Consider the following 24,366-nt stretch of genomic DNA (forward strand, 5'->3'; position numbering starts at 1 on the left):
TATACGTTCCGATATATTACTCACCCGTTCGCCACTCGCCGCCAGGTTGCCCCGCGCTGCCGTTCGACTTGCATGTGTAAGGCATGCCGCCAGCGTTCAATCTGAGCCAGGATCAAACTCTTCAGTTCAATCTCTGTTTAATGTCCTTGCGGACAGATCGCTCACTCAAAATACTGACAGGCCACTACTTTCGTAGCGCCTATATTTCTTTTTTGTGAACATTTGATAATTTAAGTATTCAGTGACCGAGGTCACTGGCACCTTCATCAAACGCCCACACTTATCGACTGTTAATTGTTAAAGAACTTATTCGGTACTGCTTGCCCTGCATGTCGATGAAGCGTTGTGTTCATCAGCAGAGAGGCGAGATTATGAAGCATTTCGCCGATCCTGTCACGCTCTTTTTTTTCGTGTGCCGCTTCGGTCCGAGACCTCCGCTGCACCCTTTAAAGCGCCCCGCGATTTGCGGGGAGGCGAACTATAGCAAGCCGCCCCGAACCGCGCAAGGCCTATTTGCTACAGTCCCTTGAAATCGGCGGGACGCTTGGCCAGGAATGCGGACATACCTTCCTTCTGCGCCGGCGTGCCGAATGCGGCGTGGAAGTAGCGGCGCTCGTAACGCACACCTTCGGTCAGCGTGGTTTCGAAGGCGCGGTTGACGCTGTCTTTGATGGCCATCGCCACGTTCACCGACATCGATGCGATTACCGTCGCCGCGGCGATCGCCTCTTCCATCAGCTTGTCGGCGGGGACCACGCGCGACACCAGGCCGGTGCGCTCGGCTTCGGCCGAGTCGATCATGCGCGCGGTCAGCAGCAAGTCCATCGCTTTCGATTTGCCGATCGTGCGCGGCAGGCGCTGGGTGCCACCGGCGCCGGGCGTGACGCCGACCTTGATTTCAGGCTGGCCGAAGCGCGCGCTGTCGGCGGCGATCAGGAAGTCGCACATCATCGCCAGCTCGCAACCGCCGCCGAGGCAGAATCCGGCTACCGCGCCGATCACCGGCTTGCGCACATTCAGGATGTGCTCCCAGTTGCGGCCGATGTAGTTGTCCGGGTAGGTGTCGGCGTAGGTGTACTCCGCCATCGCCGCGATGTCGGCGCCCGCCGCGAAGGCCTTCTCGCTGCCGGTCAGGACGATGCAGCCGATGTCCTTGTCGGCGTCGAACTTGTAGAGCGCGTTACCGAGCTCGTTCATCATGTTGTCGTTCAGGGCGTTCAGCGCCTTTGGACGGTTCAGGCGGATCACGGCCACGCGGCCGTGGGTTTCGATCAGCAGGTCTGTGTATTCCATGGACTACTCCTTTTTAGGATATTGGACACTTCGGTTCGCGATTGTAGCCGGTCAGGATCCCAAGTTGCTCGCTTGGAGGCCAGCTCAGTATTCCACCGTCAACATGATCGAAGCGGAATACTGTCCGGCCGGCAGCGCCTGGAAGTTCTGTGCGAATATCTTGGCGTAGAGGGTTACCGTATGCAGCTGGCCATCGCGGATGATGTCGAAGGACGCGCCCGGCGGTACAGTCGGCAAATCGTTGCTCGCGGCGCCGCTGATCAGGCTGAGGTTGAACGGCAGGCTGCGCGCGCCATTGCTCATCACGCGCGCCGTGTCGGAATATAGCCGCAGAGTTCCTGCGACACTGCTGTCGCAAGCGACCTTCAGGCTTTGCCCGGTGTCGGTGGTCTGGTTGCCGCTGCTCGCGAGCGCGACGACGACGGGAAAGGCAAGAGTCGCCCCAGGCGCCACAGTGCAGGACTGGGCGAGCGCGCCAGTACTCGCCAGCGCCAGCGCGGCGCCCGCCAGATGGGTTCGCACATGCCGCCATAGCGAATCGGCCGCGTCACCTGGCGCCATCGTGCTGCTCCTGGCAAATCAAGGGACCGACCTGGGTCTCGCCACTGCGCGCCGGACCGGCCGCGAGCGGCAGCGAACAGCTTCCCTCCGGCCAGCGCACGTCGATCCGGGTAGCGCCCCGAACATCCATCAGGTAGACCTTTCCGCGCTTGGCCACAACAAATTCCTTATTCTCCGGCGACACCGTCACCATCGCGCCGGCCGGCACCGGGGCGCCGCTCGCCTGGTTCAATGTCACGAGTATGTTGCGCGCCCGATGCACCGGAAAATCAATCAATACGCCGCTGCGCGCATACGGAACAACTTCTTTCCTGACGCTGCCGATGCTGACGTCCAATGGCAGTTTATCTGACTCCAGCGTTAACAGGTTCGCCTGATACGGCAGCAGGCCGGGCACAAAGGCGAGTCCACGGCTGTTGGTTGTCGCCACCACCTGACTGCTGCGCGAGACCGCGACGCCCTCGATATCGCCTACCCGAACCACGGCGAACGCACCCTGGTCGATACGCTTGGCTGCGAACGGTAAACCTTCGAACCAGCCGAGCGAACCGTCGGCGCTGACGCGAATTGCGTTGCTCCCGGCGCCGGCGTTGACATCGATCCCAAACAAGCCATAGGACGAACTACGTACCAGTCCCGCCTGCACCTGACGATCGGCAGCATCGGTGGCACGTAGATTCCAGCCCCATCCTTCGCCGGGCGGCGCCGAACGGCTGGCCTGCACGGTAGCAGCCGTCCCGCCGGCACTGGTGTGGCCAATAGTGGCGGCCAAGGTTGTTTGATTTCCGATCGGCACGATCAGATTCAGCCCAGCGCTGCGGGCCACCACGGGCTCGAACTGCTGGCTGGCATAGGCGGACAGGAAGGAGTGGCGCGGCAGTGCCACGCCGACATTAATTCCAGCCAGGCTGAAGCGCTCGCCGGACCAGCTGGTCTGGCGGACGTAGCTCGTTCCCGCCGACTTGCCGGCGCCGAGTGCGAGGCCGAGGTTGGCCTGGAGGCGATCCTTCGGCCGAATCTCGCCGCTGACGGCGCCAAACTGGGCGAAGCCGGCGTCGAAGTGCTCCCATCGGATCGCGCCGCCGCCGCGCGGGCTTGTTCGTTCTATTGCGGCAAGCCAGCGCGCGCCGCTGCGCGCCGGCGCGCCGTCTTCCGCGCTGCGCGACCAAGCCGCCCCCGCGCTCGCGACCGCAACGGTGCCGAGCAGCCCGGCGGCTTCGACGCCGAGGGCCTGGCGTGTCCTTTGCATTTCCGTCCGTGCGCCGACGGTCAGCGCGGGGTTCACGCCGTATCGATAGGATCCGGCAGCGAAGACTTGGTCATACCGATCGTTCGCGCCACCATAGTTTCGGCGTAAAGCGCCGCTTTCCGCCGAAAAATCCGACAGGCCCGGCGCCAGCAGCAGCGGAGATGAATAATAGCCCTGGGTCAGTAAGGTCACGACGCCGCGCAGATCGCGCACAACCAGATTGATTTCACCGGCGCCGCTGACGACCGGCACATTGGTCAGGTCGAAAGGTCCGGCCTTCACGCTGGCGCTCGACTGGCGCTGATTATTCACCAGCACATCCACCGTCGACGGCAGTGCGGCCGAACCGGTCACCGTCGGCAAAGGGTAAGCGATGTAACCGGGCGCAAGCGCGAAGTCGCGCCCATACCGGATTCCACCGAATCGTACCGGCCGGCTCCAGGCGCCGGAGCTGCCCACAGCATCGCCGATCACCAGCGCCTTCATCTGGTCCGGCCAATCGGTGCGCCAATAGGTATCGGTGCGTTTAGCGCTGCGGCCGGTGTGGTCGCTGCGGACCACGGCGCCGGCGACCAGCGCCCCGCCGCGCGTGAAAACCACTGCGTCGACAGCGCCGCCGAACGTTGGGCTTCCGATTGGTTGGCGCTCAGCGACCAGGCCGTAATTGAAATACACGCCCGACGCGGATCGGTCCGGCGTGCCGGCCTGCGCGCGGCGCAAGGACACAGAGGAGGCATCGAAAGCGGCCGCCGGCACGGTCAGCGCGAGAATCAGGCGTGCGCGGTCGATGCGATACACAAGGCCGGGCACCGACTCGAGCGCATAGCCTGTCTGCTTGCCGGGCAGCGTCACGGGCACGCCGGCCGGACGCAGTCCCGCGCGCTGCCAGGCTTCGAGCGGCAGGGCCAGGCGGCCATCAGCCAAGCGTTGCGCGAGGACGATGCCGGGCATCGGTTCATCGTTGACGGTCAGCTCGACGAGCAGGGTTTCAGGCTGCGGCTCGCTGCGATTTTTACTCCGGATGCCGGACTGGATGTTGGCGGGCTCGTGTTTCGCGCCGGGAGCCGCGGCGATAGCAGCCGCCGGGGCCGCGGGTGACAGCGTCATCAGGAGGTCGTTGCCATCCATCCGAAACACCGGCTGGACTGGTTCACGCAAAGACAGCACCACGCGCGTGCGCCCGGACGCGCCGATCAGCGCTGCTGATTGGATCGGACCCGCGACGAAGGAAAAGGTGCGGCGCCTGCTTTGCTCGATGCCCGCGAAATCGATCACCAGGCGTGCCGGCGCGTCCAGCATAAAAAATGTCGGCATCTGCAGCATCGGTGCGTGAAACGTGAATCGCGCAGTCGCTGAGCCGGGCTGTTGGACAACGGAGACATCCTCGATCGCCTGGTCGGCGCTATCGGCGCGCGCGGGCAGCGCCGGCGAACCTGCGGCAAGGATTAGGGTCGCGGCCAGAATTGTCCTGGCTGCCGGGGCGGAGAGAGCCGGCATTACGAATCACGCGGGCGGCGAACCAACACCGGTTTAACGCGGCATCGGGCGTAACTGGCCAGCAAACTCACCGGCCGAGGTGAGTGCCTTGACCGTGAGCGGTCCGGCAATACTGGACGGAAGATCGAAGTTCAACTCGCGCCAGGCGCCCGCAAGCAGCCGAGTGCCGAGGAGGACTTCCTTGTGCCAGGCGGCAGCATCGATGGTGAGTGTCTTCGCCGTTATATAGCGATCGCCGTCGTTGTACAGGCGGACACAACCCTTTCCGGCGGCCTCCGACGCGCATTCGGCGACACGCACCGCTGTGCCGGGCTTGCCAGATGGGGAGACGAACACCGGCAGGCTATGGCGCACCCGGATATTGACCGTGGCGGCATTGGCGGACACGGCAGTTTCGGCCGTCACGTCTTCCAGGATCAGGCGGTAGGCCCGCTCCTGGGGGCCGGGCGGAGTACGTGGTGTGATCCTGAATATCTGGCTGGCGCCGGCCGCAATGCTCGCAATCGGTGGCACCACCATGAGGTCGTCGGTTTCTTCGAAACGGTCCTTGCCGTCTGGCTGGCTCCATGCCAGAACATCGGATTGGAAGGTCACAGCGCGATCGGACGGATTCGTCACCGCAACCGAAACGATCCTTCGCGCTGGCGATAATTCGACGAGTACCGGTGTGATCGTCACGGCATTGACCGCACCGGCCCCGAGGGCGAGCAGCGTGCCCAGACTGCCCCACCCCAACAGCTTGAAAATCAGGGCGCGTGAGTGGGCTGCGCTGCGGCGCCAATGCGCATGGTCATTAGTAAGCAACATCCAGGGTCACATTGGTGGTGTAACTTCCCGCCGGCAACGCACCGAAGTCCGCCGACTGCACCGTTGCGAAAAGCGGCACCGTCTGCGGGGAACCATCCGGGGTGGTGAAGGAATCGCCAGCGGCGCTGTCAGTTGACAAGCTGGTTCCGGCGGAAGTCTGGCTCAGGCTGAATGGCAAAGTGTGGGTACCGCTACCGTCGGTCATGCTCATGATTCGAGGCGAGGCCGAGGAGATCGTCGGCGTCAAGCCGGTGGTGCAGGCGACCTTGAAGGTGCTGCCACTGTTGCCGGTCTGGGCAGCAGTGGAGGCCAGCGCAGTGAAGGAAGCGATAGTGATGGTGCCAGTGCTCACTGTGCAGCCCGCGGCGAGCGTTGCGTTCACCGTCACGACGCCCTGCGCGTTGTCCGCCACCGCGACGCCTGCCGATGCCATACCTGCTGCTGCCAGTACGATTGCGAGTGCTTTTGAATTGAATTTTAACATTGTAATTTCCCTGAGTTTGCTAATTGATAGCGATTGATATTTTCGAAGCGCCACCAGCGGACCGGCACGACGCCTCATTTTTTTTAAATCAGGAACGCTTACTTCAGAAAACTCAAGGTGTCAGGGAATCCATGAAAGATCGAAATTCATCGTTCTTTGTGATCCCACGGCGGCCCTGCTGTCATAGGGTATTACCCGTTAGACCAGAAGCTTTGCGTCCTTCGCCTTTCGACGAGTTTGCCATTTATCGTATTTACGAATTACTGCACGACAAGATCAAGTGTATTCCGGAACGCAAAAAAGTTCACCGAATATATTTCAGATTCGTGTCATAGATTTCGCTACAAAACAACACATTCTTTTAAATAAAAGCAAGAAATGCGCACATTAGTTGCTTATTAGCAATTAATATTAACCAAAAGAATGCTATTTTTGTAATGGATGTGCCGGCCCAGCCCCCGGTCTGTTAGCGGCCCGCGGCCTTCGGCAGCAGCACCCAGATCTGGCCGCGCTGCTTCATCAGGCCTGCGTTGTCGGCCGCTTCCTTGCCGAACCCGTAGAAGAAATCGGCCCGCACCGCGCCGCGGATCGCGCCGCCCGTGTCCTGGCCCATCATCAGGCGCTGCATCGGCGCCTCGCTCCCCGCGCGCGTGGTCGCCAGCCATACGGGCGCGCCCAGAGGCAGGAACTGCTGGTCGACCGCGACCGATCGCGCGGGGGTCAGCGGCACGCCCAGCGCGCCTTTCGGGCCGACCGAAGGATCGGGCAGGCGCTCCTCCTTGAAGAAGATGTAGCTCGGATTGGCGTTGAACAGTTCCTGGCGGCGCTCGGGGTGAGCCGCGATCCAGGCCTTGATGCTCTGGGCGGACACCTGCGCCGCCGGCAGCTGGCCCTGCTCGACCAGCCAGCGGCCGATCGCTTTGTATGGATGGCCGTTCTGGTCGGCGAACGCCACGCGCACAGTCTCCCCGGTGTCGGCCAGCCGCACGCGGCCCGATCCCTGCACCTCGAGGAAGAAGGCCTCGACCGGGTCGTCCACCCACAGCAGCTCCTTGCCCGGCATGACGGCGCGTTCGATTTCTGCGCGCGTGTCGTACGGGACGACCTTCTTGCCGACCAGGCGGCCGCGCAGGCGCATGTTCTTCAGTTCCGGATATACGCCGCCCAGGTCGACGGTGAGCAGATCGTCCGGCACCTTATATAGAGGGGTCTGGAACGCGCCGCCGCGCTTGCGGGCGCCCTGCAGCATCGGCTCGTAGTAACCGGTGATCAGGCCCGTGTCCGCGCCGTCGGCCGCGCGCACCTGGTTCGGCACGAAGCGGCTCTCGAAGAAGGCGCGGATCGCGGCGCCATCGGCCGGGTTCACGCCGCCGGCCGCCGTGCAGGCATCGCGCCAGTCATCCTTGCGCGCCAGGACCTTGCATGAGGCGAGGAAGGCCGGCCACGCTTCGCGCAGGTCGTCCTGCTGCCAGCCGGGGAGCGCTTCGAAGGTGGTCGGCGTCATCAGCGGCGTGGCGACAGGCTCCGGCGGCTTCGCCGGCACGAAGACCGGCCCGACCGGCGGCGGCATGATCACCGTGGGCCGCGGCTCCGGTTTCGGCGGCGCGGTGGTACAGGCGGACATCGCCAAGGCGACGGCGCCCAGCGAAACGAGTAGACTGCGGCGGGTTGAGTTCATAAGGATCGATATGTGGCTATTAATTCTGGAAGCAGGCGTGGCGATGTTCCTGCTGGTGTTTATCGTTTGGTGGACCATGTTCCAGGGCCGGAAGCCGGATCGGGACGACTCCGGGGACGACAAGCCCTGATCAGTGCAGCGTGTGCGGCATGGTCAGCACGAATTCCGGAACCTTCGCTTCGAACTGGTGGCCGTCTTCGGCCACGCAGAAGTATTCGCCGTACATCGAGCCCTGCGGCGTCGCCAGCTGGGTGCCGCTGGTGTACTCGAACTGTTCGCCCGGCTGCAGCAGCGGCTGATGGCCGACCACGCCGAGCCCGCGCACTTCCTGCACATGGTTGGCGGCGTCGGTGATGACCCAGTGGCGCGCGATCAGCTGCGCGGCCACGGTGCCGGTGTTCTTGATCGTGATCGAATAGGTGAACACGTAATTGGTGCGTTCCGGGTCGGACTGCTCCGGGATATATTGCGTCCTGACGGAAACAGTAAAGTCATAGGCGGCCATCGCGTTTCCTTCGTATTGTTGTTGACTGGATGAATCGACCGCAGGGCCGGGCATCCATCATACATTGCACAACAAAACCGTGAGCCGCGCAAGGCAAGTGGCGGCGACAGCGTAAAATAGCGCATTCCTATTTTTGCCTCGCACCTGCCATGACCAAATTCCAGATCGCCCCCAGCATCCTGTCCGCCGACTTCGCCCGCCTCGGCGAGGAAGTGCGCAATGTCGTCGCCGCCGGGGCCGACATCATCCACTTCGACGTGATGGACAACCATTACGTGCCGAACCTGACGATCGGCCCGCTGGTGTGCCAGGCGATCCGCCCGCACGTGCAGGTGCCGATCGACGTGCACCTGATGGTCAAGCCGGTCGACCGCATCATCCCGGACTTCGCCAAGGCCGGCGCCAACATCATCACCTTCCACCCTGAAGCGTCGGAGCACATTGACCGCACGCTGCAGCTGATCCGCGACAACGGCTGCAAGGCCGGCCTGGTGTTCAACCCGGGCACGCCGATGCACTACCTGAACCACGTGATGGACAAGATCGACATGATCCTCATCATGTCGGTCAACCCGGGCTTCGGCGGCCAGTCATTCATCGGCGAAGCGCTCAAGAAGCTGACCATCGCGCGCCGCATGATCACCGAGTCGGGCCGCGATATCCTGCTGGAAGTCGACGGCGGCATCAAGGTCGACAACATCGCCGCCGCCGCGGAAGCCGGCGCCGACACCTTCGTGGCCGGCTCGGCGATCTTCGGCCAGCCGGACTACAAGGGCGTGATCGACGCGATGCGCGCGGAACTGGCCAAAGCCGGCAAATAATGAAGGCCGGGCATGCGCCGATTCGCGGCGTGATCGTGGACCTGGACGGCACCATGCTCGACACGGTGCCGGACTTCCATGTCGCGATCAACCGCATGCGCGCCGACTTCGGCCTGGCCGAGATCAGCGCGCAGCGCATCGAACAGCTGGTCGGCAAGGGCTCGGAGAACCTGATCCGCGGCGTGCTGGCGATCGACTTCGATGCGGCCGGCGTCGAGCAGCGCATCGGTGACGCGATGACCGCCTACCAGCGCCACTACCTGGCGATCAACGGCGACCACAGCGCGCTGTACGACGGCGTGCTGGCCGGCCTCGATGCGATGCGCGCGATGGGCCTGCGCATGGCCTGCGTGACCAACAAGCCGATCGCATTCGCCGCGCCGCTGCTGGCGAAAAAGGGACTGGCGCCCTACTTCGAGGTGGTCTACGGCGGCGAATGCCTGCCTCGCAAAAAGCCGGACCCGATGCCACTGCTGCAGGTGTGCTCCGATTTCGCGCTGGCCCCAGGCCAGGTGGTCGCGATCGGGGACTCGTCGAACGACGCCGAAGCGGCGCGCGCGGCCGGCTGTTTCGTGCTCACTGTGCCATATGGTTATAACCACGGCCAGCCTGTACACGAAATCGAAAGCGATGGTATAGTTGAATCGCTGCTCGAAGCGGCAACCCTGATAAGTTCGCATAACCGCATCGCAAACTGACGCAAACACACATGTTTTTCACCAAAAAACACACTGTCAACCAAACCGGCGCCCTTGAGGCCTGGCTTTGGCGACGCTGGCAATCCTGGGCTAAGTAACCCACGTCGATTGCTGCCCGCGCCCGCGCGCCGGCAGGTTTTTTGAAACCCTACGCCGCCATCCCTCCCCCGGCGGCCTGGAGAAAAGCATGACCGAACTCGAATTCAAATCGTTGGCCAACGAAGGCTACAACCGCATTCCGCTCATTTCGGAAGCTTTCGCCGACCTCGAAACGCCGCTCACCCTGTACCTGAAGCTGGCCCAGACCCAGAACACCGGCAAGAACACCTTCCTGCTCGAATCGGTGGTCGGCGGCGAGCGCTTCGGGCGCTACTCGTTCATCGGCCTGCCCGCCAACACGGTGCTGCGCAACTTCGGCACGCGCACCGAGATCGTCAAGAACGGCAGCGTGATCGAGACGCACGAAGGCAATCCGCTCGACTTCATCGAACAATACCAGGCGCGCTTCAAGGTGGCCCTGCGTCCCGGCCTGCCGCGCTTCTGCGGCGGCCTGGCCGGCTACTTCGGCTACGACACCGTGCGCCACATCGAGCGCAAGCTGGCGGACGGCGCGCCGAAGGACGACTTGGGCCTGCCCGACATCCAACTGATGGTCACCGAGGAACTGGCGGTAATCGACAACCTGTCGGGCAAGCTGTACCTGATCGTCTACGCCGACCCGACCCAGCCCGAGGCCTATCCGAAAGCGCGCCAGCGCCTGAAGGACCTGCGCATGATGCTGCGGCGCGGCGTCGATGCCCCGGTCACTTCGAGCTCGGTGCGCACCGAAGCGATCCGCGACTTCGACAAGGACGCTTACCTGAAGGCGGTGGCGCGCGCCCACGAGTACGTGATGGCCGGGGACCTGATGCAGGTGCAGATCGGCCAGCGCATCCGCAAGCCCTACGTCGATTCGCCGCTGACGCTGTACCGCGCGCTGCGCTCGCTGAATCCGTCGCCATACATGTACTACTACAATTTCGGCGACATGCAGATCGTCGGCGCCTCGCCCGAGATTTTGGTGCGCAACGAGACCCTGCCTTCCGGCGGCAAGAAGGTCACGCTGCGCCCGATCGCCGGCACCCGCCCGCGCGGCTCGACGCCGGAGCGCGACGCCGAGCTGTCGAAGGAGCTGCTGGCCGACCCGAAGGAGATCGCCGAGCATGTGATGCTGATCGACCTGGCGCGCAACGACCTCGGACGCATCTCGCAAACGGGCAGCGTCAACGTCACCGAGCGGCTGGTGGTCGAGAAGTATTCGCACGTTCAGCACATCGTCTCGAACGTCGAGGGCAAGCTGAAGGACGGCATGTCGAACCTGGACGTGCTGCGCGCCACCTTCCCGGCGGGGACCCTGACCGGGGCGCCGAAGGTACGCGCGATGGAGATCATCGACGAACTCGAACTGACCAAGCGCGGCATCTACGGCGGCGCCTGCGGCTACCTGAGCTTCGGCGGCGAGATGGACGTGGCGATCGCGATCCGAACCGGCGTGATCAAGGACGGCATGCTGTACGTGCAGGCGGCAGCCGGCATCGTGGCCGATTCGATCCCCGAGATGGAATGGCAGGAAACCGAAAACAAGGCGCGCGCCGTGCTGCGCGCCGCCGAACAGGTCCAGGACGGCCTGGATGGGGAGCTCTGACATGCTGCTGATGATCGATAACTACGACTCGTTCACCTACAACCTGGTGCAGTACTTCGGGGAGCTGGGCGAGCATGTGCACACGGTGCGCAACGACGAAATCACGCTGGCCGACATCGCCGCGATGAATCCGGACCGGATCTGCATTTCGCCGGGACCGAAGACGCCGGCGCAGGCGGGTATCTCGGTCGACATCCTGCGCGAGTTCAAGGGCAAGGTGCCGATCCTGGGCGTGTGCCTCGGCCACCAGGCCATCGGCGCGGCGTTCGGCGGCAACGTGATCCGCGCCAAGCAGGTCATGCACGGCAAGACCTCGCTGATCGCGCACACCGGCGTGGGCGTATTCAAAGGGCTGCCAAGCCCGTTCACGGTGATCCGCTATCACTCGCTGGCGATCGAGCGTTCGTCGCTGCCGTCCTGCCTGGAAGTGACGGCGTGGACCGACGATGGCGAGATCATGGGCGTGCGGCACAAGGAATTCGACATCGAGGGCGTGCAGTTCCACCCCGAGTCGATCCTGTCCGAACACGGCCACAAGCTGCTGCAGAACTTCCTCGAACGCTGACACCACCGGACCCCGCCATGAAGATCACCCCACAAGAAGCCCTGCTGCGCTGTATCGAACACCGCGAGATTTTCCACGACGAGATGCTGCACCTGTTCCGCCAGATCATGTCGGGCGAGATGTCGCCGACCCTGATCGCGGCCATCACCATGGGCCTGCGCGTGAAGAAGGAAACCATCGGCGAGATCGCCGCGGCCGCGCAGGTGATGCGCGAGTTCTCGACCAAGGTGCCGATGGCCGACACCACCAACCTGCTCGACATCGTCGGCACCGGCGGCGACGGCGCGCACACCTTCAACATCTCGACCGCATCCATGTTCGTCGCCGCTGCGGCCGGCGCGCGCGTGGCCAAGCACGGCGGGCGCAGCGTGTCGTCGTCGTCCGGAAGCGCCGACGTGATCGAATCGCTCGGCGCCAACATCAACCTGAAGCCCGAACAGATCGCCCAGTCGATCGCGCAGACCGGCATCGGCTTCATGTTCGCGCCGAACCATCACGCGGCGATGAAGCACGCGGCGCCGGTGCGGCGCGAACTGGGCGTGCGCACCATCTTCAACATCCTCGGGCCGCTGACCAATCCGGCCGGCGCGCCGAATATCCTGATGGGCGTGTTCCACGCCGACCTGGTGGGCATCCAGGTGCGCGTGCTGCAGCGCCTCGGCGCCCAGCATGCGATGGTGGTGTACGGGCGCGACAACATGGATGAAGTCTCGCTCGGCGCGGCCACCATGGTCGGGGAACTGATCGACGGCGAGATCCGCGAATACGAAATTCATCCGGAGGATTTCGGCCTGCCGATGATCGCCAGCCGCAACCTGAAAGTCGCCGATTCGGCCGAGTCGAAGACGATGATGATGGAAGCGCTGACCGGCCAGCCGGGCGCCGCCTACGACATCGTCGCGCTGAACGCCGGCACCGCGCTGTATGCGGCCGGCGTGGCCGGCTCGATCGAGGACGGCTTGGCGAAGGCGCGCGCGACGATCCAGTCGGGCGCGGCGCGCGCCAAGCTCGATCAGTTCGTGCAGGTGACGCAGCAGCTCGGACAAAGCTAAATGTTCGGCATCCACGACTTGGGCATGTTCGTCGTGTCGGGCCTGCTGCTGAACATCATGCCGGGGCCGGACTCGCTGCTGATCATGACGCGCAGCGCCACCCAGGGCGCGCGCGCCGGCTGCATGGCGGCGCTGGGCATCGGCGCCGGCGTGTTCGTGCACATCTTCGCGGCGGCGCTCGGACTGTCGGCGGTGCTGGCGACGTCGGCGACCGCGTTCACGGTGGTCAAATACATCGGCGCGGCCTACATCCTGTACCTGGCGTTCGGCCTGTTGCGCAGCAAACCGCGCGACGCCGCGGCGCCCGTCGCGCTGGCGCCCCTGCCCTACCGGAAGATCTTCGCGCAGGGCTTCCTGACCAATGTACTGAATCCGAAAGTAGCGCTGTTCTTTCTCGCCTTTGTGCCGCAGTTTATCGACGCCGACGCGCCGCACAAGGCGGTCGCCTTCATCATCCTGGGCTGCATCTTCAACATCAACGGCATGTTGTGGTGTAACGGCCTGGCGCTGTTCGCCGCGCGGGCCAGCTCGCGCCTGAAACTCAATCCGCGCACCTCGCTGTGGCTCAATCGCGCCACCGGAGGCCTGTTCGCCTGGCTCGGCGTCAAGCTGGCCCTGTCCAAAATTACTTGAGTAGTCAACTATGTCCGATATCCTGAATAATATCCTCGCCGTGAAGGCTGACGAAGTGGCCGCCGCCAAAAAATACCGCGGCATGGCCAGCCTGCGCAGCGAAGTCGAAGGCGACGCCGCCTTGCGCGCCGGTTTGCGCGGCTTCGAGGCGAGCCTGCGGCGCCGGATCGCGGACGGCCACGCCGGCGTGATCGCCGAAGTGAAGAAGGCGTCGCCGTCGAAAGGCGTGTTGCGCGAAGACTTCCGGCCGGCGAACATCGCCGAGACCTACGCGCGTCACGGCGCGGCTTGTTTATCGGTGCTGACTGACCTAAACTTCTTTCAAGGCTCAGTCGATTATCTTCGGGCGGCGCGCGCCGCGGTCGACATCCCGGTGATCCGCAAGGACTTCATGATCGACATGTACCAGGTGTACGAAGCGCGCGCGATGGGCGCCGACGCGATCCTGCTGATCGTCGCCGCGCTCGATCATGGTCTGATGGCCGAATTGGAAGCCTGCGCGATGGAACTCGGAATGGATGTGCTGGTCGAAGTACATGATGGCGATGAATTGACGGCGGCGCTGAAAATGCGTTCGCCGCTGGTCGGCATCAACAACCGAAACCTGCGCACGTTCGAGACCTCGCTCGACACCACGATCGGCCTGCTGCCGCGCATTCCGGCGGACAGGCTGGTGGTGACCGAGTCGGGCATCATGGCGCGGGAAGACGTGCGGCGCATGCGCGACGCGAACGTGCATGCATTTTTGGTCGGTGAGGCCTTCATGCGCAAACCCGACCCGGGGATGGAACTTGCCAGGCTGTTCGACTGATCATGAAACCCGTATCGAAGTACCAGGCGGCATGCGCATGCATGCTGCTGTTGCTGGCCGCGTGCGGCCACCGTCTACCGGCCATCGCGCCTGCCCCGGCTTCGGCGCCGCAGGCGGAGTGGCGAGCGCCGGCGCCTGCCAGCAGCATCTTGCCGGGCCAGCGCACCTCGTTCGACAGCGTGGACACCTACAAGTCCGACGTCGCCGCGCAGATCATGCGGTCCAACGCCGACTACACCTTCAGCGGCAAGCTCCCGCCCATGCTGCCGGCGATCGTCGTTCTCAGCATCACGGTGGACCACACCGGCAAGCCGACCAAAGTCTCGGTGCAGCGCTCGCGCGACCATGATGCGTCGAAAGTCGCGCTGGCGTCGGTGGAACGGGCGGGGCCCTTGCCGAAGCCGTTCAACCTGGCCAGCGGGCCGGGCAAGTCGCTGACGTTTTCCGAGACCTTTCTGTTCAACGCCGATTATCGCTTCCAGCTGCGGACGCTGGCGCCGGTGCAGTAGGCGCGTCGCGACAGAAAATGGGGCCAGGTCCGGGGAACCAGGCCCCGGCTCGATTTGTTCGTGCTACATTAACAATTGGTTAATTGTTATAGCATTGGAACAAGAACGATGATCGACGCCACCGGCACTGCCAGCATCCCCGAAGCCGAGCTTCCCTCCGCCGTCGAACCCGATCGCTTCTACATTGTCGCGAAGCGCAAATTCACCATCCTGTTCGTCGCCACGCTGGGGCTGTATTCGATCTATTGGATGTACAAGCAGTGGTCGTGCTACAAGCGCAGTGCGCAGCCGGACGCGAAGGAGCGGAAATTCTGGCCTGTGGCGCGGGCGATTTTCGGGATCTTCTTTTTCCATTCGCTGTTCCGGCGGGTCAAGGCGCACGCCGGCGGATCACTGGACGAGTGGGAGAACGGCGCGCACGCGACCTTCCTGGTGATCCTGATCCTGGTCAGCAGCGTGCTCGATAAGCTGTCGCGTAAATCGATCGGCTCGCCGGTGACGGATTACCTGTCGATGGCGATGATCTTTCCATTGTGGTTTTTCTATTACAAGGCGCAGTGCCTGATCAACGAAAGCTGCGGCGATCCGGAAGGCACGCGTAACAGCAAACTGACGGGCGCGAATTACGCGTGGATCGCGGTCGGCTGCGTCGTGTGGATCCTGGCGGTGATTGGAGCGGTTGCGACGGCGGGTTGATGCGCCGCGGCCTACCCCCGGGGTCAGGTCCGCCGGACCTGACCCCGGCTGTTCGACGCCGCAGCTCGCATTCAAGCGCTCGGGCGTTTCAGCTTCTTGTCGCTGAGCGTCACTTCCATCGCGATGGCGGGAACGCGGTCGCCCTGCAGCTCGACGTTGAACGTCATCAGTTCGTCGCGCCGGAACGCGTGCACCTTGACCGAGTCGCCGACGCGGTAGCGCCCCAGCAGCGAATCGAGGTTCGACGGATTGCCGGACACGCGGACGCGGTCGAGCGCAACCAGCACGTCTCCGGCCGACAGTCCCGCGCGATGCGCCGCCCCGCCCTCGTGGACCTGCGTCAGCTTGCAGTCGCCGCCATCGCGGCCGGTGGCCACATCGAACGACGGCTTGGCGGCCTTGCGTTCGTCCGCCAGCTTCACGCCGAACGGCGCGTACAGCTTTGCCAGCGGCAGGTCGTCGGTGCCGCGCACGTAGCGTTCGAACAGCGGCTTGAGTTTCAGGCCGCTGATCTCGTCGAACAGCGCTTCGACTTCCGCCTCGGTCACGCCACGCGCCGCCGTTGCGTAGAACTCGCGGCCGTAGCGCTGCCACAGCGCCAGCATCACGTCGTCCAGCGTCTTCTTGCCGGCGGTCCTGGCGCGGATGGTCAGGTCGAACATCAGCGCCACCAGCGAACCTTTGGTGTAGTAGCTGACGATGGCGTTCGGCGCATTCTCGTCCTGGCGGTAGTACTTTCCCCAGGCGTCGAAGCTGGAATCGGCGACGCTCTGCTTGGTCCGTCCGCTGCCGCGCAGGACGCTGGCCACGGTTTTGGCCTGCAGCTTGAGATAGGCCTCTTCGCCAAGCAGGCCCGCGCGCACCAGCAGCAGGTCGTCGTAGTAGCTGGTGAAGCCTTCGAACAGCCAAAGCAGCGGCGTGTAGGTTTCGGCCTGCAGGTCGTACGGCGCAAATGCGGCCGGCTTGATGCGCTTGACGTTCCAGGTGTGGAAGTACTCGTGGCTGCACAGGCCGAGGAATTTCAAATAACCGTCGGTGGCCTCGAGCTTCTTCGGCGTGGTCGCCACCGGCAGGTCGGCGCGCGCGCAAATGAGCGCGGTCGAGGCGCGGTGCTCGAGACCGCCGTAGCCGTCGCCGACTGCCAGCGTGAGGAACACGTAGCGGTCCATCGGCGCTTTTTTCGATTTCGGCTCGAAGAAAGCGATCTGGGTTTCGCATATCGCCTTCAGGTCGGCCTGCAGGCGCGCCATGTCGAGGTTCGGCACGCGGCCGGTGATGACGATGTCGTGCGGGATGCCGTGCGCCTTGAAGGTGGCCAGCGCGAAGTCGCCCATTTCGACCGGGTGGTCGATCAGGTCGTCGTAGTCCGCGGCGACATAGGTTCCGAAACCGTAGCGCCTGGCGCCCTGCTCCGGCAGCGAAGTCGCCACGCGCCACGACTTGGCGGCTGGGTCATGCGGACGCTGGATGTCGACCTGGTGCGGCATGTGCTCCTGTCCGAGAACGCGCAGGTAGACGCTGGTGCCGTTGAAGAAGCCGTGGGTCTGGTCGAGGTGGGCGGCGCGCACCGACAGGTCCCAGGCGTAGACCTCGTAGCTGACGGTCAGGGGACCGTCGACGGGCGCCGCGCGCCACGAATGCTTGTCCACCTTGGCCAGCGCAACCGGCTTGCCGTGCGCTTCGGCGCGGATTTGGACGATATTGCGCGCGAACTCGCGGATCATGTAGCTGCCCGGGATCCACGCCGGCAGCGCGAACTCCTGACCTTCGGGCGCCGGCGAGGCGACCGTGACGGTCACATCGAACAGGTGGCCGGCCAGGTCCTTCGGCACAATGGTGTACTGGATGGCGGGCTGCTTTTTTGGGTTTGTTTTTTTCATGGTGTGTTATCTCCCGCTGAGGAGTCGCTAGTGTAGCCGGATTTTCCTGGCCGCTACAGATCGGACGGCAGGTCAATGTCGGCGAAGATGCCGGGATCGTTCACTGTCACTTCTGTCACTGGATGCAGGCCGAGCACGCCGCGCGCGCCCTGATCGCCTTCCAGCGCCAGCAAGTGCCGGAGGCATGCATGGCCGAAGGCGACCGGGTTGCCGCGGCGTCCCGCGTTCATCGGCGCCGCGATTGTCGCTCCATCGGCCACCGCATCGGCCAGCGCCCTGATGGTCGCCTCGCGCACGTGCGGCATGTCGCCTAGGGCGATCAGCCAGGACTGCGCGGGCAGCGAGTGGCGCACCGCGTGGACCAGCGACCTCGCCATGCCTTCGTCGGCATCGGGGCAAACCGTGACGTCGCAGCCGATTGCGCGCAGGAGCAAAGCGACGTCGGCATCGCGCACGACCGCGATAACCTTCGGCAGCACCGCCAGCAGCGTCCGCGCGCTGGCGACGACCACCGGCTCTCCGCCAGCGAATGGCTGGAGCAGTTTGTTGCGTTGTCCTGTGGGGTCGAAACGGCGGCCCCTGCCCGCTGCGAGCAGGATGCCGACGGGGAGAGTTTCGGTCATGGCAGGGTCTGGATGTACACCGGGGTCCGACCCCGCGGGGTCAGACCTTGACAGCCGGGTTATTTGAGGCTGGAGAACTTCGCTTCGAGCGTCTTCAGGTCGACCGCGCCCGGAATGCGGCTCCCGTCGGCGAAGAAGATCGCCGGCGTGCCCTGGATGCGCAGGCGATGGCCAAGCTCCACGATCTTGTCGTTCGGCGTCGTACAGTTCGCGGGCGCCGCGGGTGCTGCCTTGCCGGACACCATCCAGTCGTCCCATGCCTTGTTGCGGTCGGCCGCGCACCAGATGTTCTTCGACTTGACGAAGGAATCGTCCGACAGGATGTTGTACATAAAGGTGTAGACGGTGACGTTGTCGATTTCCTTCATCGTGGTCTGGCGGAAGCGCTTGCAGTAGCCGCAGTTCGGGTCTTCGAACACCGCCATCACGCGCTTGCCGTCGCCCTTGACGGTCTTCAGCGCCATCTCGACCGGCAGGTCGGAGAACTTGATCTTGTTGATCTCGTCGATGCGCGCTTTGGTCAGGTCTTCGGTCGTCTTGGCGTTGTAGACGTGGCCGATGATCAGGTACTCGCCCTTCTTGTCGGTGTAGAGGATGTCGCCGGCGGCGCGCACCTCGTACAGGCCGGCGTAAGGGGTCTCCTTGACCGAATCGATCTTCACGCCAGGACCGAGACGCGGTTCGACGACCTTCTTGATGTTCGCTTCGACCGGCGACTCGGCGCCGGCGCAAGCTGCCACCAGGGCGGCCGCCAACAGCACCGCGATTTGTGATTTACTCATTATGTTCCTGTCTTGATTACTAAAATGTTCACTTGCCCATCGCGTGGGCCATCAGCCGACGCTTGAGCATGGGCAACTTATCCAGCAAGTTTAGCCCCAAATTGCGCACCACGCGCACCGGTTCGAGATCCGTGCCGAACAAGCGCGCCAGGCCGTCGGTGGCCAGTTGCATCAACAGCACGTCTTCCTTGCGCGCGCGGGCGTAGCGCGCCAGCACGCGCTCGTCGCCGATGCTGCGGTGGCCTTCGCGCGCGGCGACGGTGTCGAGCAGCGCGGCGACGTCGGCAAAACCGAGGTTCATGCCGTGGCCGGCCAGCGGATGCACCACGTGCGCGGCGTCGCCCACCAGCGCCACGCGCGGCGCGGTGATCGCGTGCGGGCGGATCAGCGCCAGCGGCAGGTCCTTGACGCACTCCGGCTGCAGCGGCCGCAGCGCGCCCAGCTTGTCCTCGCACAGCAGCGCCAGGCGCACCGCCATCTCGGACAGCGTTTCGCGCATCAGCGTCTCGGCCAGCGCATCGGGCGCCGACCACACCAGCGATACGCGGTTGCCGGGCAGCGGCAGCAGCGCGACGATGCCTTCGTGGCAGGTGAACCACTGATAGGCGACGCCGTGGTGCGGCTTCTCGCAGCTGAAATTGGCGACCACCGCGCGCTGGTGGTAGGAGCGGTAATCGAGGCCGATGTCGCACTGGCCGCGCACCCACGACTGGCCGCCGTCGGCGCCGACGATCAGCGCGCAGGCGATGACGGCGCCATCGTCGAGCGTCACGGTGGCGCCGTCGGCATGGTTGGCCAGGGAGGCGGCGCGGCCGCTGACGATATTAACGTTCGGCGCGAACTTGAGCGCGGCGTCGAGCGCCTGGCCCAGGTTGCGGTCCTCGACGATCCATGCGAGCGAGCCGACGTGGGCGCCGAAGGCGTCGAACGCCAGGTCGCCTGGCTGCTTGCCGTCGCCGTTGACGACCATCGCCTCGACCGGCGCCACGCGGGCCGCATCAAGCGCGCCCCACACTTTAAGTGAGGACAGCAGCGTGTGTGCGGTGTGGTTGACGGCGTAGACCCGCACGTCCCACGGCTGTTCGGAGCCCGGAGGCGGCGCGGCCGGTTGCGGCGCCGATGGCGGCACCAGCAAGGTGACGCGATGGCCGGCCTGGGCGAATCCGAGCGCGGTGGTCTTGGCGATCGCGCCGTTGCCGACGATGCAGACATCGCTGTCGTGCCGCGCGGTAGAGGTAGGTTGGCTGTTCATCCGTCGCATTATAGCGGCTTGAAAGGCGACAGTTTTGCGCCGCGCGGCAGCAATTTCTGAAAGAAGTTGTCGGCCGACACTTGCAAAGCTGGGTTGGGGTGTCTATAATCATGCCTCTTGGCCTGGTAGCTCAGTCGGTAGAGCAGAGGATTGAAAATCCTTGTGTCGGTGGTTCGATTCCGCCCCGGGCCACCAAGAATTATGTTCAGTCCGTCTCAGATGAACGCAAAAACCGCATTTCTCATAGGAGAATGCGGTTTTTTTACGTCCGCCAGAGTCCGCCACAGTGCGCCAACTTCCAGTCACTTTTTGGGGCAACATCAAGAGCAGTTGCCCCAGCCCGGATAAAGTTGCCCCAACCTGGAGGTGTGACATGCCCCTGAACGACCTGGCGATACGTGCAGCAAAGGCTGCGAACAAGAATTACCGGCTGTCCGACAGCCCCGGACTCTATCTGGAAGTGGCCGCAAGCGGCGGCAAATGGTGGCGGTTCCGTTACCACTTCGACGGCAAGGAGAAGCGCCTGTCCCTCGGCGTATATCCGAAGGTCGGCCTCAAGGCAGCGCGCATGAAACGCGATGAGGCCCGCCAGCTGTTGGACGATGGCGTCGATCCCGGCGCGCAGCGCAAAGCGAAGAACCAAGTGACTTGCAGGGACGGCGATCCTGACAGCTTCGAATCCGTCGCACGCGAATGGTTCGCGAAGTTTTCCCCGAGCTGGGCGGAGTCACATTCAGTGCGCATCATTCGGAGGCTGGAACGCGATGTATTTCCCTGGGTCGGATCGAAGAACGTGGGCCACGTCGGACCCGCGATGGTGTTGGCCGTCCTGCGCCGCATCGAGGAACGCGGCGCCATCGAAACGGCCCACAGGGCGCGCGAGAACTGCAGCCAGGTGTTTCGCTATGCAGTCGCCACGCAGCGTGCGGAGCGCGATCCTACCGTCGATCTGCGCGGCGCGATCCCGCCGGCAAAGGTCCGTCACTTCCCCGCAGTGATCGAACCAGACGAAGTCGCCCTACTCCTGCGGACCCTGCACGGTTACCAGGGAAGCTTTATCGTGTCGTCCGCCATGCGCCTTGCGCCGCTGGTGTTCGTCCGGCCGGGCGAGCTGCGCACGGCGAAGTGGGCTGACGTCGACCTGGCCAATGGCCTGTGGCGCTTCACCTCCAGTAAGACAAAGACTCCCCACATTGTGCCGCTGTCACGCCAGGCGATCGCCATCCTCACCGAACTCCACCCGCTTACCGGAGCGGGGAACTACGTGTTCCCCTGCGGTCGAACGATGGAACGGCCAATGAGCGACAACGCCATCCTCGCAGCCATGCGTCGCATGGGTATCGAGCGTGACGTGATGACCGGGCATGGCTTTCGCGCGATGGCGCGGACGATCCTGGACGAAGTGCTCGGGATTCGTCCCGATTTAATCGAACACCAGCTGGCGCACGCCGTGCGCGATCCGCATGGCCGTGCTTACAACCGCACTGCGCATCTTCCCGAAAGAACGGCGATGATGCAACAGTGGGCGGACTACTTGGATAAGTTGCGATTGGGTGGGACCGCCGGAATTTAAGCAAGAGGACGCCGTACGTACTTTACAGGCCAAAACCCGGTCATGTTTGGTCTCCGGGAAGTAACGCAGCCTAGCACCGAAGGCTCCTTCCAGTCGCGTGCCGTGATGTGCTAAATTGTGCATTAATCAAAGTAGTGTAGTCACTAACCTGGAAGCCTGATTTGCAAAAAAAGACAATCGCCGTGGTGCTCTTACTTTCCTCTGTGGGCGCTATGGGTTCGTACCAGCTATGGGACAAGCGCGGAAACAAGGACCTAGTAGAAGCGCGCCATTTTGCAGCCAGCTACGAGCGCGACACCGATGAAGGAGATCGCTGTGCATCCTCAGACCTAGCGGCGATGTATTATCGCCGCGGAGGGGAGATCGCGGAATTCGAAGTTTGGAAAGCGAAGGCACAGCAGCACTGTCCTGCCGGCTTTCCTTATGCGTACCGCCTCGTACGCGCGCCTGGAGATAGCTGATGAGTAAGAAGATGTCGTACGCGCTTCAGGAAGCAGGCGTCGATGTAAAAGCACCGCTGATCTACATGTGGGAGATTGCCGACTTAAGCGGGAAAGTTATCGGCCGTTACGTTGGTAAGGCCAACGGTGGCGAGAAACGGCCGCGGCAACATTACAGTCGCAACGTGGATAAATTACTGAAGGGGGTGCCGTACAAAAAAGGCCGCGATTACCGTCGCGTGCATGTCGCGCTTGCCGACGCCGTGGACTCGGGTCACTCAATCTCGCTGCACTACCTGTGCAACGTCCCAGACGATCAGAACATTTTTGCGGTGGAGATGAATTACATACGCCAGTACGGCTGCAATATCCGCGATGGTATTGGTCTAAACGGGCCGGGTGCAGTCGTGCAAAGGCCCCGCACTCCGGCCAGCCAGTTGCGGGAGCTGCAGCAAACATCAGGACTGGCGGAGGAAACGAACCTATCCGATCTCGAAGACTTCGTTGAATGCATCGAGCACTTCGTGGCTAGCGCGGCACACCGCTACCTAGAACGTTTTGAAGTGCGCGCAGGCACTAAGCGCTATTCCTTATGGCTGGGAGACCAACGGCTGATCCGCGCAGAGCAGTCCGGTCCGCGCGGGCGGGTGCGGTTAAAACTGCCGCGCGCACGCGCCGACGGCGCAGCTGTCGAATTTGTATGGGGAGGCAGCGACGAGCAGTTGATCGAGGCAGTTGAGAGGCAGCTGCAGCGCCACAAAAAATCATCATGCGCGAAGGTTGAGTCTTCGCATTCCGATTGAATCCACAGTCGATTGTCACCAGTACTCTGGCGCCATGCTTCTAATCAGAACGGAGGGCCCAAATCATCTCGATGGTCCGCGTTCGCGCTGAAGGTTGCGATCCACTATGTGACGCTCGATAGGTTCGTTCGGCTTCTCTTCGGGAGCTGCAGCGACTCGGTTGTAGCTCTCCTTAATAGCGTCGATTAGCTGTTTTCCGCTTTTCGCGACGGCGCCATCCGCCGTGCGCTCAATCACAAATCTGCTCGGGCCGCGGCCCCTCAATGCCGCAGTGTGATTCGTCATGCCAGCAAGGTAACCATACGCGTAGATATCGCCGCGGGTCTCAGGAAATTTGAGGTGTTGTTTTGCGCCGGCCAAAATGGCAGACCGTATGCTATCCGCTATTGGCGTTTCGGATAGCTTGATCCACGCCTCGAATTCCTGTGGACTGGTCTCCAGGGTGACCGCCGGCGAGAGCCCCAAGGCTTGCACCTTCACCAGCCTTGCTCGATCGAGATTCGAGATCAGGATTAGCCCATGCGGGTCCGAAGGCCGGATCCCAACATCATGACCTAACGCGTTCATCCGCTTAAGCCAAGGAACGCTTCGCCGCAGCTCCTTCGGCGACCAATTCCGTTCCATTTCAGTTCCTCGCGCGAGGTTCCGGATTCGAACATCAAATCGCTCGCCTCCCATCGCCGCTATTTGCCTCTCGATGGCTTCAAGGCTGCGATCTCTGGCTTTAACTGGCGCACGATCTCCCCCACGTCCACCTGGTTGTTGATCATCGGCGGGGCCAGCCAAAGCCAAAATAAGCTCACGAGGATCGCGCTCATCACTCCTGTCGCGAGCGCAATCAGATGGATGCTCCAGATCGATCTGCGGCTCTCCTGGGCCAAGCGGGCCGCCGCGAAGTGCGCCATCGTCGAAGCCTTCTCCAGGGACGCCGTCGCGGCTTGCGTCTCTATCTGAAATTGCTCGCCCAACTGACGGCTGCGCTGCCCGATTGTCGACAACGTCTCGCTCGTCTCGACCGCAAGCGCGGCCATCGATCGCGCCAACGGCTCGAGCATTTCCGCCAATTGCTCCGCGCTCTCGATGCGCGCCCTCCGCAATGCCGCGATCTGCTGCCCCATTTCTGCCAATCGCGCTGCGTTCGATGCTGCGGCTAACTGCTTCAAGGTCTCGCTCTTTGACATACCCTACTCCTAGCTTCGATAGTCCGGCCGGGCTGTAGCGCTTGCCCAGATCGCTCCCTTTCATCATGACGCCGTCGAGGCGATACGAAATGCCCGACAATTTCGATCCTTCTAACTGCGTCACCGGCAAGAGATCCACGCCCGCTGCTTCCAGTCGCGAGGCGTATTCCGTGAAGCTTGGGCAGTCCCGCGCCGCGACATCGCAAAGCTGCTGCAACTGCTGGCGTGTCGAGGGTATGCCGGTGCGCAGTCCCTCCTCTATCTCGCCACGTGTCGCCGCATGTCGCTC

26 protein-coding genes, 1 tRNA gene, 1 rRNA gene and 1 riboswitch are annotated in these 24,366 nt (G+C 63.3%); of the genes, 14 read left to right on the plus strand and 14 right to left on the minus strand.

Annotation, left to right across the window (positions count from 1 at the left end; all coding sequences use genetic code 11):
- The 7 genes from AC1D02_RS16905 to mltA all read right to left on the minus strand — a co-directional run.
- A 16S ribosomal RNA gene (locus AC1D02_RS16905) occupies window positions 1–128 on the minus strand; the annotation flags it as partial.
- Between the two features lie 388 nt (window positions 129–516).
- A complete protein-coding gene (locus AC1D02_RS16910) occupies window positions 517–1,293 on the minus strand; it encodes an enoyl-CoA hydratase (protein WP_477318957.1) in 777 nt (258 codons plus the stop codon).
- Between the two features lie 84 nt (window positions 1,294–1,377).
- Complete coding sequence (locus AC1D02_RS16915; protein ID WP_477318959.1) at window positions 1,378–1,854, minus strand: spore coat protein U domain-containing protein; 477 nt, start codon at window positions 1,852–1,854, stop codon at window positions 1,378–1,380.
- Window positions 1,841–4,600, minus strand: coding sequence for a fimbria/pilus outer membrane usher protein (locus AC1D02_RS16920; RefSeq protein WP_477318961.1), 2,760 nt, complete (start codon window positions 4,598–4,600; stop codon window positions 1,841–1,843). Before AC1D02_RS16920 ends, AC1D02_RS16915 begins: the two co-directional genes overlap by 14 nt.
- A 33-nt stretch (window positions 4,601–4,633) precedes the next feature.
- Window positions 4,634–5,407 (minus strand): fimbrial biogenesis chaperone, encoded by a 774-nt coding sequence (locus tag AC1D02_RS16925; RefSeq protein WP_477318963.1) that lies wholly within the window; start codon window positions 5,405–5,407, stop codon window positions 4,634–4,636.
- Window positions 5,394–5,891: a spore coat protein U domain-containing protein gene (locus tag AC1D02_RS16930; protein ID WP_477318965.1), complete on the minus strand. Its 498-nt coding sequence runs from the start codon at window positions 5,889–5,891 to the stop codon at window positions 5,394–5,396. Before AC1D02_RS16930 ends, AC1D02_RS16925 begins: the two co-directional genes overlap by 14 nt.
- Before the next feature lie 165 nt (window positions 5,892–6,056).
- Window positions 6,057–6,143, minus strand: a riboswitch (cyclic di-GMP riboswitch).
- Between the two features lie 214 nt (window positions 6,144–6,357).
- The gene (gene mltA / locus AC1D02_RS16935) at window positions 6,358–7,569 is read right to left on the minus strand and encodes a murein transglycosylase A (protein ID WP_477318967.1); all 1,212 of its coding nucleotides are present in this window, start codon (window positions 7,567–7,569) and stop codon (window positions 6,358–6,360) included.
- On the opposite strand from mltA, the gene AC1D02_RS16940 reads away from it, so the two are divergent.
- Complete coding sequence (locus AC1D02_RS16940; protein WP_477319394.1) at window positions 7,460–7,699, plus strand: hypothetical protein; 240 nt, start codon at window positions 7,460–7,462, stop codon at window positions 7,697–7,699. The two genes, mltA and AC1D02_RS16940, sit on opposite strands and share 110 nt — an antisense overlap.
- Here AC1D02_RS16940 and apaG read toward each other — a convergent pair whose 3' ends face one another.
- Window positions 7,700–8,074: a Co2+/Mg2+ efflux protein ApaG gene (gene apaG, locus AC1D02_RS16945; RefSeq protein ID WP_477318969.1), complete on the minus strand. Its 375-nt coding sequence runs from the start codon at window positions 8,072–8,074 to the stop codon at window positions 7,700–7,702.
- Window positions 8,075–8,223: 149 nt separating this feature from the next.
- Here apaG and rpe point away from each other — a divergent pair, with 149 nt between their 5' ends.
- From rpe to AC1D02_RS16990, 9 genes are all read left to right on the plus strand, one after another.
- Window positions 8,224–8,895: a ribulose-phosphate 3-epimerase gene (gene rpe / locus AC1D02_RS16950; RefSeq protein ID WP_477318971.1), complete on the plus strand. Its 672-nt coding sequence runs from the start codon at window positions 8,224–8,226 to the stop codon at window positions 8,893–8,895.
- Complete coding sequence (locus tag AC1D02_RS16955; protein WP_477318973.1) at window positions 8,895–9,593, plus strand: phosphoglycolate phosphatase; 699 nt, start codon at window positions 8,895–8,897, stop codon at window positions 9,591–9,593. Before rpe ends, AC1D02_RS16955 begins: the two co-directional genes overlap by 1 nt.
- 187 nt (window positions 9,594–9,780) lie before the next feature.
- Window positions 9,781–11,277: an anthranilate synthase component I gene (trpE, locus tag AC1D02_RS16960; protein ID WP_477318975.1), complete on the plus strand. Its 1,497-nt coding sequence runs from the start codon at window positions 9,781–9,783 to the stop codon at window positions 11,275–11,277.
- Between the two features lies 1 nt (window position 11,278).
- On the plus strand, window positions 11,279–11,842 hold the full coding sequence (locus tag AC1D02_RS16965) for an anthranilate synthase component II (RefSeq protein WP_477318977.1): 564 nt from the start codon (window positions 11,279–11,281) through the stop codon (window positions 11,840–11,842).
- A 17-nt stretch (window positions 11,843–11,859) separates the two neighbouring features.
- Window positions 11,860–12,894, plus strand: coding sequence for an anthranilate phosphoribosyltransferase (gene trpD, locus AC1D02_RS16970; RefSeq protein ID WP_477318979.1), 1,035 nt, complete (start codon window positions 11,860–11,862; stop codon window positions 12,892–12,894).
- Complete coding sequence (locus AC1D02_RS16975; RefSeq protein WP_477318981.1) at window positions 12,895–13,527, plus strand: LysE family translocator; 633 nt, start codon at window positions 12,895–12,897, stop codon at window positions 13,525–13,527.
- A 10-nt stretch (window positions 13,528–13,537) separates the two neighbouring features.
- On the plus strand, window positions 13,538–14,338 hold the full coding sequence (trpC, locus tag AC1D02_RS16980) for an indole-3-glycerol phosphate synthase TrpC (protein ID WP_477318983.1): 801 nt from the start codon (window positions 13,538–13,540) through the stop codon (window positions 14,336–14,338).
- A 2-nt stretch (window positions 14,339–14,340) separates the two neighbouring features.
- On the plus strand, window positions 14,341–14,847 hold the full coding sequence (locus AC1D02_RS16985) for an energy transducer TonB (RefSeq protein ID WP_477318985.1): 507 nt from the start codon (window positions 14,341–14,343) through the stop codon (window positions 14,845–14,847).
- Window positions 14,848–14,955: 108 nt separating this feature from the next.
- The gene (locus tag AC1D02_RS16990; RefSeq protein WP_477318987.1) at window positions 14,956–15,543 is read left to right on the plus strand and encodes a hypothetical protein; all 588 of its coding nucleotides are present in this window, start codon (window positions 14,956–14,958) and stop codon (window positions 15,541–15,543) included.
- Between the two features lie 71 nt (window positions 15,544–15,614).
- Here AC1D02_RS16990 and AC1D02_RS16995 read toward each other — a convergent pair whose 3' ends face one another.
- The 4 genes from AC1D02_RS16995 to AC1D02_RS17010 are packed head-to-tail and all read right to left on the minus strand — an operon-like array spanning window position 15,615 to window position 20,089.
- The gene (locus AC1D02_RS16995) at window positions 15,615–17,423 is read right to left on the minus strand and encodes a M61 family metallopeptidase (protein ID WP_477318989.1); all 1,809 of its coding nucleotides are present in this window, start codon (window positions 17,421–17,423) and stop codon (window positions 15,615–15,617) included.
- 53 nt (window positions 17,424–17,476) lie between these two features.
- Window positions 17,477–18,046 carry a nucleotidyltransferase family protein gene (locus AC1D02_RS17000; protein ID WP_477318991.1) on the minus strand — a complete coding sequence of 190 codons (570 nt, stop codon included), beginning with the start codon at window positions 18,044–18,046 and terminating at the stop codon, window positions 17,477–17,479.
- Between the two features lie 59 nt (window positions 18,047–18,105).
- Complete coding sequence (locus AC1D02_RS17005; RefSeq protein ID WP_477318993.1) at window positions 18,106–18,828, minus strand: DsbC family protein; 723 nt, start codon at window positions 18,826–18,828, stop codon at window positions 18,106–18,108.
- Between the two features lie 28 nt (window positions 18,829–18,856).
- The gene (locus tag AC1D02_RS17010) at window positions 18,857–20,089 is read right to left on the minus strand and encodes an FAD-dependent monooxygenase (RefSeq protein WP_477318995.1); all 1,233 of its coding nucleotides are present in this window, start codon (window positions 20,087–20,089) and stop codon (window positions 18,857–18,859) included.
- A 110-nt stretch (window positions 20,090–20,199) separates the two neighbouring features.
- On the opposite strand from AC1D02_RS17010, the gene AC1D02_RS17015 reads away from it, so the two are divergent.
- The 4 genes from AC1D02_RS17015 to AC1D02_RS17030 all read left to right on the plus strand — a co-directional run bounded on the left by AC1D02_RS17015 (window position 20,200) and on the right by AC1D02_RS17030 (window position 22,896).
- Window positions 20,200–20,275: transfer RNA gene (locus AC1D02_RS17015), tRNA-Phe, on the plus strand.
- Window positions 20,276–20,453: 178 nt separating this feature from the next.
- Window positions 20,454–21,653, plus strand: coding sequence for a tyrosine-type recombinase/integrase (locus AC1D02_RS17020; protein WP_477318997.1), 1,200 nt, complete (start codon window positions 20,454–20,456; stop codon window positions 21,651–21,653).
- A gap of 161 nt (window positions 21,654–21,814) precedes the next feature.
- Entirely contained in the window at window positions 21,815–22,114 is a 300-nt protein-coding gene (locus AC1D02_RS17025) for a hypothetical protein (RefSeq protein ID WP_477318999.1), read from the plus strand.
- The gene (locus AC1D02_RS17030; RefSeq protein WP_477319001.1) at window positions 22,114–22,896 is read left to right on the plus strand and encodes a hypothetical protein; all 783 of its coding nucleotides are present in this window, start codon (window positions 22,114–22,116) and stop codon (window positions 22,894–22,896) included. Before AC1D02_RS17025 ends, AC1D02_RS17030 begins: the two co-directional genes overlap by 1 nt.
- A gap of 63 nt (window positions 22,897–22,959) precedes the next feature.
- On the opposite strand, the gene AC1D02_RS17035 is transcribed toward AC1D02_RS17030, so the two are convergent.
- Together AC1D02_RS17035 and AC1D02_RS17040 are read right to left on the minus strand one after the other, a co-directional pair.
- Window positions 22,960–23,574 carry a DNA-primase RepB domain-containing protein gene (locus tag AC1D02_RS17035; RefSeq protein WP_477319371.1) on the minus strand — a complete coding sequence of 205 codons (615 nt, stop codon included), beginning with the start codon at window positions 23,572–23,574 and terminating at the stop codon, window positions 22,960–22,962.
- Between the two features lie 5 nt (window positions 23,575–23,579).
- Window positions 23,580–24,077: an IncQ-type mobilization protein MobB gene (locus AC1D02_RS17040; RefSeq protein ID WP_477319373.1), complete on the minus strand. Its 498-nt coding sequence runs from the start codon at window positions 24,075–24,077 to the stop codon at window positions 23,580–23,582.
- Window positions 24,078–24,366 lie beyond the last annotated feature (289 nt).

It is taken from the genome of Massilia sp. P1_C10 (assembly GCF_056406475.1).

Coding starts and splice junctions, on each gene's coding strand:
- AC1D02_RS16975 (WP_477318981.1), top strand. CDS start 12,895: ATGTTCGGCATCCACGACTTGGGCATGTTCGTCGTGTCGGGCCTGCTG.
- AC1D02_RS16930 (WP_477318965.1), bottom strand. CDS start 5,891: ATGTTAAAATTCAATTCAAAAGCACTCGCAATCGTACTGGCAGCAGCA.
- trpE (WP_477318975.1), top strand. CDS start 9,781: ATGACCGAACTCGAATTCAAATCGTTGGCCAACGAAGGCTACAACCGC.
- trpD (WP_477318979.1), top strand. CDS start 11,860: ATGAAGATCACCCCACAAGAAGCCCTGCTGCGCTGTATCGAACACCGC.
- AC1D02_RS17030 (WP_477319001.1), top strand. CDS start 22,114: ATGAGTAAGAAGATGTCGTACGCGCTTCAGGAAGCAGGCGTCGATGTA.
- AC1D02_RS16965 (WP_477318977.1), top strand. CDS start 11,279: ATGCTGCTGATGATCGATAACTACGACTCGTTCACCTACAACCTGGTG.
- AC1D02_RS17035 (WP_477319371.1), bottom strand. CDS start 23,574: ATGGGAGGCGAGCGATTTGATGTTCGAATCCGGAACCTCGCGCGAGGA.
- AC1D02_RS16995 (WP_477318989.1), bottom strand. CDS start 17,423: ATGAAAAAAACAAACCCAAAAAAGCAGCCCGCCATCCAGTACACCATT.
- AC1D02_RS16920 (WP_477318961.1), bottom strand. CDS start 4,600: ATGCCGGCTCTCTCCGCCCCGGCAGCCAGGACAATTCTGGCCGCGACC.
- AC1D02_RS16955 (WP_477318973.1), top strand. CDS start 8,895: ATGAAGGCCGGGCATGCGCCGATTCGCGGCGTGATCGTGGACCTGGAC.
- AC1D02_RS16990 (WP_477318987.1), top strand. CDS start 14,956: ATGATCGACGCCACCGGCACTGCCAGCATCCCCGAAGCCGAGCTTCCC.
- AC1D02_RS16925 (WP_477318963.1), bottom strand. CDS start 5,407: ATGTTGCTTACTAATGACCATGCGCATTGGCGCCGCAGCGCAGCCCAC.
- mltA (WP_477318967.1), bottom strand. CDS start 7,569: ATGAACTCAACCCGCCGCAGTCTACTCGTTTCGCTGGGCGCCGTCGCC.
- apaG (WP_477318969.1), bottom strand. CDS start 8,074: ATGGCCGCCTATGACTTTACTGTTTCCGTCAGGACGCAATATATCCCG.
- AC1D02_RS17000 (WP_477318991.1), bottom strand. CDS start 18,046: ATGACCGAAACTCTCCCCGTCGGCATCCTGCTCGCAGCGGGCAGGGGC.
- AC1D02_RS16915 (WP_477318959.1), bottom strand. CDS start 1,854: ATGGCGCCAGGTGACGCGGCCGATTCGCTATGGCGGCATGTGCGAACC.
- AC1D02_RS17040 (WP_477319373.1), bottom strand. CDS start 24,077: ATGTCAAAGAGCGAGACCTTGAAGCAGTTAGCCGCAGCATCGAACGCA.
- AC1D02_RS17020 (WP_477318997.1), top strand. CDS start 20,454: ATGCCCCTGAACGACCTGGCGATACGTGCAGCAAAGGCTGCGAACAAG.
- trpC (WP_477318983.1), top strand. CDS start 13,538: ATGTCCGATATCCTGAATAATATCCTCGCCGTGAAGGCTGACGAAGTG.
- AC1D02_RS17005 (WP_477318993.1), bottom strand. CDS start 18,828: ATGAGTAAATCACAAATCGCGGTGCTGTTGGCGGCCGCCCTGGTGGCA.
- rpe (WP_477318971.1), top strand. CDS start 8,224: ATGACCAAATTCCAGATCGCCCCCAGCATCCTGTCCGCCGACTTCGCC.
- AC1D02_RS16985 (WP_477318985.1), top strand. CDS start 14,341: ATGAAACCCGTATCGAAGTACCAGGCGGCATGCGCATGCATGCTGCTG.
- AC1D02_RS16910 (WP_477318957.1), bottom strand. CDS start 1,293: ATGGAATACACAGACCTGCTGATCGAAACCCACGGCCGCGTGGCCGTG.
- AC1D02_RS17010 (WP_477318995.1), bottom strand. CDS start 20,089: ATGCGACGGATGAACAGCCAACCTACCTCTACCGCGCGGCACGACAGC.
- AC1D02_RS16940 (WP_477319394.1), top strand. CDS start 7,460: ATGATCACCGTGGGCCGCGGCTCCGGTTTCGGCGGCGCGGTGGTACAG.